Raw genomic sequence first — 8,916 nt, forward strand, 5'->3', positions numbered from 1 at the left:
GGGCGCTCAGCGAGCGAACGCCCAGGTGAGGCCCAGCGTCCAGCCGCGCGGGCCGTCGTGGCGCAGGTCGCGTGCGTGGCTCAGATCGACGTTGACGGACGGGGTGGCCGTCCAGCGCAGGCCGGCGCGCCAGGCGTTGCGCCCGCCTTCGCGGAAGCGCTCGGCCACGAACGACAGTGCGGGCAGCGCGGCCCATTCGAGCGCCGCGCCCGAGTGGCTGGTGCTCGGCTGTGCGCGATGGAAGTCGCGGCCCAGGTTCAGGTGGGCGCGCCATTGGTCGTCGAACTGCCAGGTGACGGGGATCACCACGCTGCCGTCGGTGAGGCGCAGCGAGGCACGGTCGCCCGCATTCGTCGCACTGCGTTGCCACGAGGCCGAGGCCAGCACGCCGGTGCTCAGCGTGTCGGTGAGCGCGAAGGCCCACTTGATCTGCGGGCCGGCGCGCACGGTGCGGCCGTCGGCGTTGTGCTCACGCTCGAGGTTCAGGCCCAGCTCGACCGGGCCGACACGGCAGGCCGGACCGAGGTGCGCGAGGCGCTGACCGCCCCAGGTCTCGATCTGGCACTGGCCCGGATCGAGGATGGCGGCGTCGTCCACCGAATGGTGTCCGCCAGCGGCGTGGGTTTGCGTGGCGGCCAGGCCGCAGAGCGTGGCGACCCAGGCGCGGCTTGGCGCGGGGCGGCGGGAGGCAAAGGGGCGGGCGTTGGAACGGGCGGCCGTGGCCGTCCGCACGACACGCCGCAGGCGTTCGCGGGTCATGGGAGTTTCTCCTTCGGGTGCGGCGCGCCGCGAAGGAAGAAACGCCCGTGACGACTTGCTTACTCAGCAGTCAGCCGGCGGCGCTCCTCCGCAGCGCGGCAGGCTGCGAGGTGAATGGGGGATCGATCGGGCAAGGAAGAAGGCGGCGCACAGCGGCGCAAGCAAGGGTCCGGGTCCATGGGGGCCTCCTGTTCGGTGAGAGTGGCAGGGGCGGGCTTCAGCGGCGCGTGGTGCCGTGGCCGGGCTGCTCGAGCAGCAGCAGGAAGCTGCGGATGCGGCGCGTGGTCCACAGCGCGGCGGCGCGGTCCAGGGCCTGCTCGTCGTCGACGTGCGGCGCGGGGTTCACGCGTGCAGGCGCCGGCGCAGCGGCGTGCGCCGACGGGCGACCGTGCGACGGTCGCGTCTGCGGATGCAACGGACGAATTTGAAACTGGCGCATTACAAGGCTCCTTCACGCTGAAGGGCCTCGCGCACGGACGCACGCAAGCTGACTGAAAAAGTCAGCGACGAAGAACAACGGAAATCGGTAGGGGGAGCCGCTTGCCCGTGGGGCAAGGGGTTCGCGCTGCGGACACGGCGGCCGCAAGCGCGGGAGCTGCCTGCGCTAGAGGGCCGGGGGTGTCACGCCTGCCGAGGCACGCGTCTTGTCACTGATCCAACTGGCACTGTCCACGCACGGGGCTCCGAAATGATGATTTCCGGATTGTTGCACCGCATCATTGCCAGCGTCAACCCTTGGCCTGAAGCGAGAGACTGCGTCGCGGTTGTGTGGCGTGGAGCTGGGGCTGGTTCGCGCTGCGTTCGATGGGGGTCGGAAACCAGCGGTAGATGTTCGTGTCGCCGCGCCAGCCGTCGCTGAAGCGCACGAACAAGAAGCCCGATATCGCATTGCCCAGGTCGTCCACCGGGATGCCTGCGGCGCGCAGGGCGGCGACTTCTTGCGCGGCGCTCATGTCGAAGGGCAATTTCAGCGTGATGCTCGCGCTGTGAAGACTGGGTCGGGGCATCGTGACTCCTCTGCATGGACCAAGGGTCGTAGTGAAGCGCAAGAAGATGTGTCAGGCGATACCGAAGATATGGGAGCCTTCGCAGGAGAGGGCGGCGCTGTCGGCCTCTGCTCCCATGGTGCATCCCCTGACGGGGGGATGCCATGGGTAGGACGGCCTATGCCGAACGCCTGTCCCTGTGCCTATAGTCGATGCGCATGAAACCAAGCACCCCCGCCGTCCTGTTCATCTGCACAGGGAACATCTGCCGTTCGCCGACCGCGCACGCATTGCTGGTCCACAAGGCGCGGCTTGCGGGCTTCGCGGTGGAGGTCGACAGCGCCGCCATTTCCGACGAGGAGCGCGGCAATCCGCCCGACCCGCGCTCGGTGGCCGAGGCGCTGCGGCGCGGCATCGAGATGCCCACGCACTGCGCACGCCAGGTGCGTGCGTCCGACTTCGAACGTTTCGACTGGCTCGTCGGCATGACGCAGCAGCACTGCGCCGCGCTGCGCAGGCGTGCGCCCGCGGAGGCGGCGCGCAAGGTGCGCCTGCTCTCGGAGTTCGCCGAAGCCATCGGCGGTGACGTGCCCGACCCGTGGTACGGCGGCCACCAGGCCTTCATCGAGGCCTTCGACCTGATCGACCTCGGCGTGGATGGCCTGCTCGCGCAGCTGCGTCGCGACGCGGCCTGAGCCTGCAGGCGCTGGGGTTCAGTCCATGCAGAGCGCGCGGATCGTCGGCGGAATCGGCACCGCGCGGATGCCACCGCCTTCGCGCTTCGCGGCAAAGATCCGCACCTCTTCGCATTCGAGGATCAGGTCGTCGCCGCGCGTCACGCGGTAGGTCTGCACGAAGCTCTTGTCGCGCCACTCGGTGATGCGCACCGCGATCTGCAGCGTGTCGCCGTAGCTGGCCGCCTTGACGAAGCGCGTGTGCGTGTCGACCAGCGGCGTGCCGATCACGCCGAGGGTCTGGGCCGTTTCTTCCCAGCGCGGCACGCCGCACTCGGCAAAGAAGTGGCGCGAGGCCGCGTCGATCCAGCGGAAGAAGTTGGGAAACCAGACGATGCCGGCCGGGTCGCAGTCGCCGAACTCGACGCGCGCGGTGTAGACGACTTCCTTGCCGGAAGCGTCGGGAGAAGGCGTGGTGCTGTTCATCCGTCGATTGTCCCGCGCCCTCAATCGGCCTTGATGCCGCGCTCGCGGATCAGCGCGCCGAAGCGTTGCGAATCCGCCGCCGCACGGCGCTGGAAGTCGCCCGGCGTGCCCGGCAGCGGCTCGCCGCCGATGGCCGCGATGCGCTCCTTCACCGCGGGCAGCGCGAGCGCGCGGTTGATCTGCGTGTTGAGCTGCGCCACCACCTCGGGCGGTGTGCCGGCCGGTGCGTAGAAACCGAACACCGTGTCGGCATCGAAGCCACGCAGGCCGGCCTCATCAAGCGTAGGCACGTCGGGGAACTGCGACGAGCGGTGCGGGCTGCCCACGGCCAGCAGCTTGAGCTTGCCGGCGCGCACCTGGTTCAGGCCGATGCCGGGGTCGAAGGCGTAGTCGATCTGGCCGGCCAGCAAATCCTGCAGCGCAGGCGCGGCGCCGCGGTAGGGCACGTGCAGCGCGAACAGGCCGGCCTGGCTCTTGAACATCTCGCCCGCCAGGTGCGGCGAGCTGCCATTGCCCGGCGAGCCGTACGAGAGCTTGCCCGGGTTGGCCTTGAGGTAGGCCATGAACGACTTCACGTCGGTCGGCGGCAGCGAAGGGCGCGTGACCAGGAACACCAGCACGCGCGCGGCCGCGGCCACGGGCACCAGGTCCTTCGCGGGGTCGAAGCTCATGCGCGCATACAGGTGCGGGTTCACCGACACCATGCCGCCCGAGCTCATGAGCAGCGTGTAGCCGTCGGCCGCCGCGCGCGCCACGGCCTCGCCGCCGACGTTGCCGTTGGCGCCGCCGCGGTTCTCGATCACCACGGGCTGCTTCAGCGCCTCCTGCAGCGGCTGTGAGACGGCACGCGCGAGCTGGTCGGCCGCACCGCCGGCCGGGAAGTTGACGATCACCTTGATGGGCTTGGACGGCCAGGTGTCGGCGTGCACGGGGGGCGCGCACAAGGCGGTGCTCGCCAAGGCGACCGCCAGCAGCACGCGGCGCGATGTCGTCGGAAGGGGGCGTGGGGTCATGGTTCTTTGTCTCCTCAGGTCGTGGTCGTTGTCTTGGGCCGCTTCATCCAGCGGATGGGTTGCGCCTGCACCGGGCGCGGCGCGGCGCCGTGGCGCGTGAGCGCGGCGTCGAGGGCCTTGCCGCCTTCGTCCGCGAGCGCGGCCTCGCGTGCCGCGGCAATCGCCTCGGCGCGCACGGCGGGGGGCAGCGCGGCGCGGCCTGCGAGCTCGTCGATCACGTGCAGCAGGTTGTGCTTGCCGCGTTCGTTGGTGCTGCCGTAGCCCTTGATGAGCCGGCCGCACAGCGCCAGCTCGCGGCCCAGTGCCCAGTGCGTGCGCGTGCCGGTTTCGACGGCGGCGAGCCAGCGCTCGATCAGCGCCTGCTCTTCGGCAAAGCGGCTGCCGCGCCGGCGCAGCCAGGTGAGCGAGGCCAGCGCGCGCAGCGAGGCCATGCCCAGCACCGAGTGGCTGCCCACCTGCAGCGGCAAGGCCCACGGCGCAAGTCCGCGCGACTGGCGGCCACGGTCCCATGCGGTCACGCGGCGCGCGAGCGACGGCGGCAGCAGCGCTGCGAACTCGGGCGCGCCGGGCTTGAAGTGGTCGAAGACCTTCACGATGTCTTCGTCGCCCGCGCGCACTTCCTGGCGCACGCGGCGCGCGCGGCTGGCGCGGCCCTTCAGCGCGGCCACGCGCACGATGTCGTCGAAAGCCATCCACAGCGCCAGCCAGCGCGCCATTTCGCGCGTGACCGCGAAGCCCTGCGCGCCCGACGGGTCGGCGGCGCGTTCAGCCTCGAGCACCCGCGCCAGGCGCTCGGCGTACAGCGCGGCGTAGGCGCCGTCCTGGTAGTCGCGCACCCGCGCATGGCCGAGCGCGAGCATGTCGTGCACGGCGGGTGGAAAGCGGCGTGCCACATCGTCGGGCAGGGCCTGCGGTGTCGGTGGCGCGTCGCGCGTGTCGTCGCTGGCCAGCACGCCCTGCACGAACGCAGCCTGGGCGCGCGGCGCGCGCACCGCCTCGAAGGCGGCGGCAAAGCCGCGCAGGCTGGCGGCGGCCATCTTGCCGAGCTTGTCGGGTGCGGCTTCGTCGCCGCCGCGCACCGCGCGTTCGTAGGCCTCGCGCGGAAACGGGAAGAGGCCGCTGCCCGCGATCGCGCCGAACATCACGGCGCTGACCACCGTGCCGGCCTCGCGCGCCATGCCACCCATGTCGAGCACGTGGTGCTCGCGGCTGAAGGCCTTGACCACGTCGAGCAGGCGTTGCGCGTCGGCGCGGCCGTCGCCGGGCACCATGCGCTCGGCCGTGGTGAGCACGCGCGCCGACGAGCTGATGACCAGCGTGCGCAGCGGCGCGCTCATGCCGTTGCCGATCTGGCGCGTGGTCTCCAGCAGCTCCGACGAGACGATCGCGTCGAGCGCGCCCGGCACCGGGCTCAGGCTGAACACCGGCCGCCGGCCGCCGAGCTGCGCCATCGGCACCGGGAACACCTCGATGTAGTAGGTGGTGGCGCCGGTGCGCTGTGCCACGCCGGGGATCGACGTGCTCTGTGCCGCATAGCCTGCGTGGCGCGCGGTGTCGACCAGCCATTCGGTGAGCACGCCGCCGCCTTCGCCGCCGAGGGCGCAGACGAGCAGGGTGGTGGGACGGTTCTGTTCCATGTTTCGGTTCTCTTTCATGCGGGCCGCAGCGCACCGACGATCGCGCCGCGCAGGCCGTGCAGCAGGCGTTCGTGCCATTTCGGGTTCTGCACCACCTCGGCCCGGTAGAAGCTCGGGCACAGCGTGGCCGCGTGCGCGTTGGCGCCGCACAGGCCGCAGCCCACGCAGCCGTCGATGACCACGGCCACCGGGTCGACCTTCAGCGGATCGGGGTTGTCTTTCAGCGTGAGCGTGGGGCAGCCCGACAGGCGGATGCAGGCGTGATCGCCGTTGCACACGTCCTCGTCGACGCCGTACTTCACGCGCACCACGCGCTTGCCCTTTTTCAGCAGGCCGGCGATCCACGGCTTGATGCGGCGCTGCCGCTCGAGCTGGCACTCGCCCTCGGCGATCACCACCTTCAGGCCGTTGAAGTCGCTCGTGAGCGCTTCGGTGAGCGTCTTGCGCATGCGCTCCACGTCGTAGGTGGTGACGGTGCGCATCCACTTCACGCCCAGGCCCGTGAGCGTGGCCTCGATGGTCTGGTTCTTGTCGACCAGGCTCTGCTGCTTGTCGACCGCGCGTTCCTTGATCTCGTCGTCGGGCGTGGAGATGATGTCCTGCGTGCCGGTGGCCGAGGTGTAGCCGTTCTTGAAGATCAGCAGCACCGCGTCGTCGTCGTTGAACAGCGCGCTCTGCACGCCCGTGAGCAGGCCGTTGTGCCAGAAACCGCCGTCGCCCATGATCGACAGCGTGCGGCGGTTCATCATCGGCGCCACGCCGGCGCGGCTCGCCAGGCTCATGCCGTAGCCGAGGATCGAGTGGCCCATCGAAAAAGGCTCGAAGGTGCCGAATGCGTGGCAGCCGATGTCGGCCGCGATGTGCACCGGCCCCGTCTCCTGCTGCGCGAGCTTGAGGGCGGAGAACACCGGCCGCTCCGGGCAGCCCACGCAAAAGCTCGGCGGGCGGTTGGGCAGCGGCGCGTCGAGCCGGTGTGCCACCGCCTCGCGGCGCTCGCGGTTGCCCGCCAGCCAGGCCTGCGCCGACGTGGCGGCTTCGCTCGCACCGAGGTAGCGCTCGGCAAAGGCCGCGAGGCCCCCCGACAGCACTTCCACGCCGTATTCGCCGGCCTGCGGCAGCAGGTCCTTGCCGTGCAGTGGTGTCTGGATGTCGCGGCGGCGCAGCAAGGTGGCGATGTCCTGCTCGATGTACTCGGGCTGGCCTTCTTCCACCACCAGCACCGCGCGCTTGCCGATGCAGAAGTCGGCCACCTGCTCCGGCACCAGCGGGTAGGTCACGTTGAGCACGAGGATCGGGATGTCGGTGTCGCCGAACGCATCGGCCAGGCCCTGCTGCTGCAGGCTGCGGATCAGCGCGTTGTACAGGCCGCCCTGCACCACGATGCCCAGGTCGGGGTGGCGCAGGCCGGGCATCAGCTCGTTGAGGCCGTTCGCCACGATGTGGCGGCGCGCGGCCGGCATGCGCTCATCGCCCTTGAGCTTCTCGTGGCGGAAGGTGACGGGCGGGTGTGCCAGGCGCATGTAGTCGAAGGCCGCGGGCTCGTCCATCAGCGCGCGCGTGGACACGGCGGGCGCGATGTTGTCCTTGCAGTCGAAGCTGCCGCGCACGTGGCAGGTGCGGATGCGCAGCTCCATCAGGCAGGGCATGTTCGACGCCTCCGACAGCTGGAAGCCCTGCTCGACCATGCGCACCATCACGCCCAGGTCGGGCCGCGGATCGAGCAGGCACATGCTCGACTTGAGCGCGTAGGCGTGCGTGCGCTCCTGGATCACGCTGGCGCCTTCGCCGTAGTCTTCGCCCACCACGATCAGCACGCCGCCCGTCACGCCGGGCGACGACAGGTTCGACAGCGCATCGGCCGCCACGTTGGTGCCGACGATCGACTTCCAGGTGACGGCACCGCGCAGCGGGTAGTGAATCGACGCGCCGAGCATCGCCGCCGCCGAGGCCTCGTTGGAGCAGGCCTCCACGTGCACGCCCAACTCGTCCATGTACGCCTTGCCCTGCACCATCACGTCGAGCAGGTGCGACACCGGTGCGCCCTGGTAGCCGCCGACGTAGGCCACGCCCGATTGCAGCAGGCCCTTGGTGATCGCGAGGATGCCCTCGCCGTGGAAGGTGTCGCCCGCGCCCAGGCGCAGCATTTCCACTTCCTTGCTGAATGAAACTTCCATCGTGTCTCGTGCTTCTTGTCGTGGGGAGAACGCGGGAGTGTGGGCGGGCCTGCGTCATACTTCAATGCAATGAGCCAGCTATCGAATATGAATGGCGTGCATATCGACGCGGTCGATCTCAACCTGCTCCGGTTGTTCGATGCCGTCTACCGCACCCGCAACGTGAGCCGCGCCGCCGAGGCCCTGGGCCTCACGCAGCCGGCGGCCAGCCACGGCCTCACGCGGCTGCGCCTGCTGCTGGGCGACGCGCTGTTCACGCGCAGCCTCGGCGGCGTCGCGCCCACGCCGCGCGCCGAGCGGCTGGCCGTGCCTGTGCAGTCGGCGCTGGCCATGCTGCAGCAGGCGCTGAGCGAGCCCGAGCGCTTCGAGCCCGCCGCCTCGCGCAAGCTGTTCCGCATCCACATGAGCGACATCGGCGAGGGCCGTTTTCTGCCCGCGCTGATGGCGAGGCTGCGCGAGCTGGCGCCGGGCGTGCGCGTGGAGACCATGCCGCTCGCGCCGGGCGACATCGCCACCGCGCTCGACAGCGGCAAGGTCGACTGCGCCTTCGGCTTCCTGCCGCACGTGAAGGACACCCAGCGCACGCAGCTGCTGAAAGACCGCTACATCGTGCTGCTGCGCCACGACCATCCCTTCGTGAAGCGCCGGCGCAGCGGCCAGGCGCTGCTCGCGGCGCTGCACGAGCTCGACTACGTGGCCGTGCGCACCCATGCCGACACGCTGCGCATCCTGCAGCTGCTGAACCTCGAAGACCGCCTGCGCCTGACGACCGAGCACTTCATGGTGCTGCCGGCCATCGTGCGCGCCACCGACCTCGCGGTCGTGATGCCGCGCAACATCGCGCGCGGCTTCGCGGCCGAAGGCGGCTACGCCATCGTCGAGCCGCCGTTTCCGCTGCGCGACTTCACCGTGTCGCTGCACTGGAGCAAGCGCTTCGAGGCCGACCCGGGCAACCGGTGGTTGCGGCAGGTGATCGTGGCTTTGTTCTCGGAGCGCGGCTGACCGCAGCCGGGACACACCCACAGCGTGCCCCGTGCTCAGGGCACTGGGTGCTTCCCGCAGCGAAATCAAGACACCGTTGTGCTCGTCAAGGGCTGGTTGCCTTGAGGTAGTTCGCATCAAAGGGTTTTCGGGACCTCAGAACACCGTAGGCGATGGCCAGCAGCTTGTGCATGCAGGCCACCACG

9 protein-coding genes are annotated in these 8,916 nt (G+C 70.2%); 2 read left to right on the plus strand and 7 right to left on the minus strand.

Annotated elements, in window-relative coordinates; translation table 11 throughout:
- Positions 1-6: 6 nt before the first annotated feature.
- From AAG801_RS19350 to AAG801_RS19360, 3 genes are all read right to left on the minus strand, one after another.
- The gene (locus tag AAG801_RS19350) at positions 7-759 is read right to left on the minus strand and encodes a hypothetical protein (RefSeq protein ID WP_341889810.1); all 753 of its coding nucleotides are present in this window, start codon (positions 757-759) and stop codon (positions 7-9) included.
- Positions 760-976: 217 nt separating this feature from the next.
- Complete coding sequence (locus AAG801_RS19355) at positions 977-1,198, minus strand: hypothetical protein (protein WP_341889811.1); 222 nt, start codon at positions 1,196-1,198, stop codon at positions 977-979.
- A gap of 289 nt (positions 1,199-1,487) precedes the next feature.
- The gene (locus AAG801_RS19360; RefSeq protein WP_192195531.1) at positions 1,488-1,766 is read right to left on the minus strand and encodes a hypothetical protein; all 279 of its coding nucleotides are present in this window, start codon (positions 1,764-1,766) and stop codon (positions 1,488-1,490) included.
- 197 nt (positions 1,767-1,963) lie between these two features.
- On the opposite strand from AAG801_RS19360, the gene AAG801_RS19365 reads away from it, so the two are divergent.
- A complete protein-coding gene (locus tag AAG801_RS19365) occupies positions 1,964-2,440 on the plus strand; it encodes a low molecular weight protein-tyrosine-phosphatase (RefSeq protein ID WP_341889812.1) in 477 nt (158 codons plus the stop codon).
- Between the two features lie 18 nt (positions 2,441-2,458).
- Here the strand turns inward: AAG801_RS19365 and AAG801_RS19370 are convergent, their stop codons facing one another.
- From AAG801_RS19370 to AAG801_RS19385, 4 genes are read right to left on the minus strand one after another with little or no spacing between them, the layout of a single operon-like run.
- Positions 2,459-2,905 carry an acyl-CoA thioesterase gene (locus AAG801_RS19370; RefSeq protein ID WP_341889813.1) on the minus strand — a complete coding sequence of 149 codons (447 nt, stop codon included), beginning with the start codon at positions 2,903-2,905 and terminating at the stop codon, positions 2,459-2,461.
- A 20-nt stretch (positions 2,906-2,925) separates the two neighbouring features.
- On the minus strand, positions 2,926-3,918 hold the full coding sequence (locus tag AAG801_RS19375; protein WP_341889814.1) for a tripartite tricarboxylate transporter substrate binding protein: 993 nt from the start codon (positions 3,916-3,918) through the stop codon (positions 2,926-2,928).
- Between the two features lie 14 nt (positions 3,919-3,932).
- Entirely contained in the window at positions 3,933-5,555 is a 1,623-nt protein-coding gene (locus AAG801_RS19380) for an indolepyruvate oxidoreductase subunit beta family protein (protein WP_341889815.1), read from the minus strand.
- 14 nt (positions 5,556-5,569) lie between these two features.
- Positions 5,570-7,729, minus strand: a complete 2,160-nt coding sequence (locus AAG801_RS19385; protein WP_341889816.1) for an indolepyruvate ferredoxin oxidoreductase subunit alpha — start codon at positions 7,727-7,729, stop codon at positions 5,570-5,572.
- 87 nt (positions 7,730-7,816) lie between these two features.
- On the opposite strand from AAG801_RS19385, the gene AAG801_RS19390 reads away from it, so the two are divergent.
- The gene (locus AAG801_RS19390) at positions 7,817-8,731 is read left to right on the plus strand and encodes a LysR family transcriptional regulator (RefSeq protein WP_341889817.1); all 915 of its coding nucleotides are present in this window, start codon (positions 7,817-7,819) and stop codon (positions 8,729-8,731) included.
- Positions 8,732-8,916 lie beyond the last annotated feature (185 nt).

Source organism: Variovorax sp. YR752 (assembly GCF_943372545.1).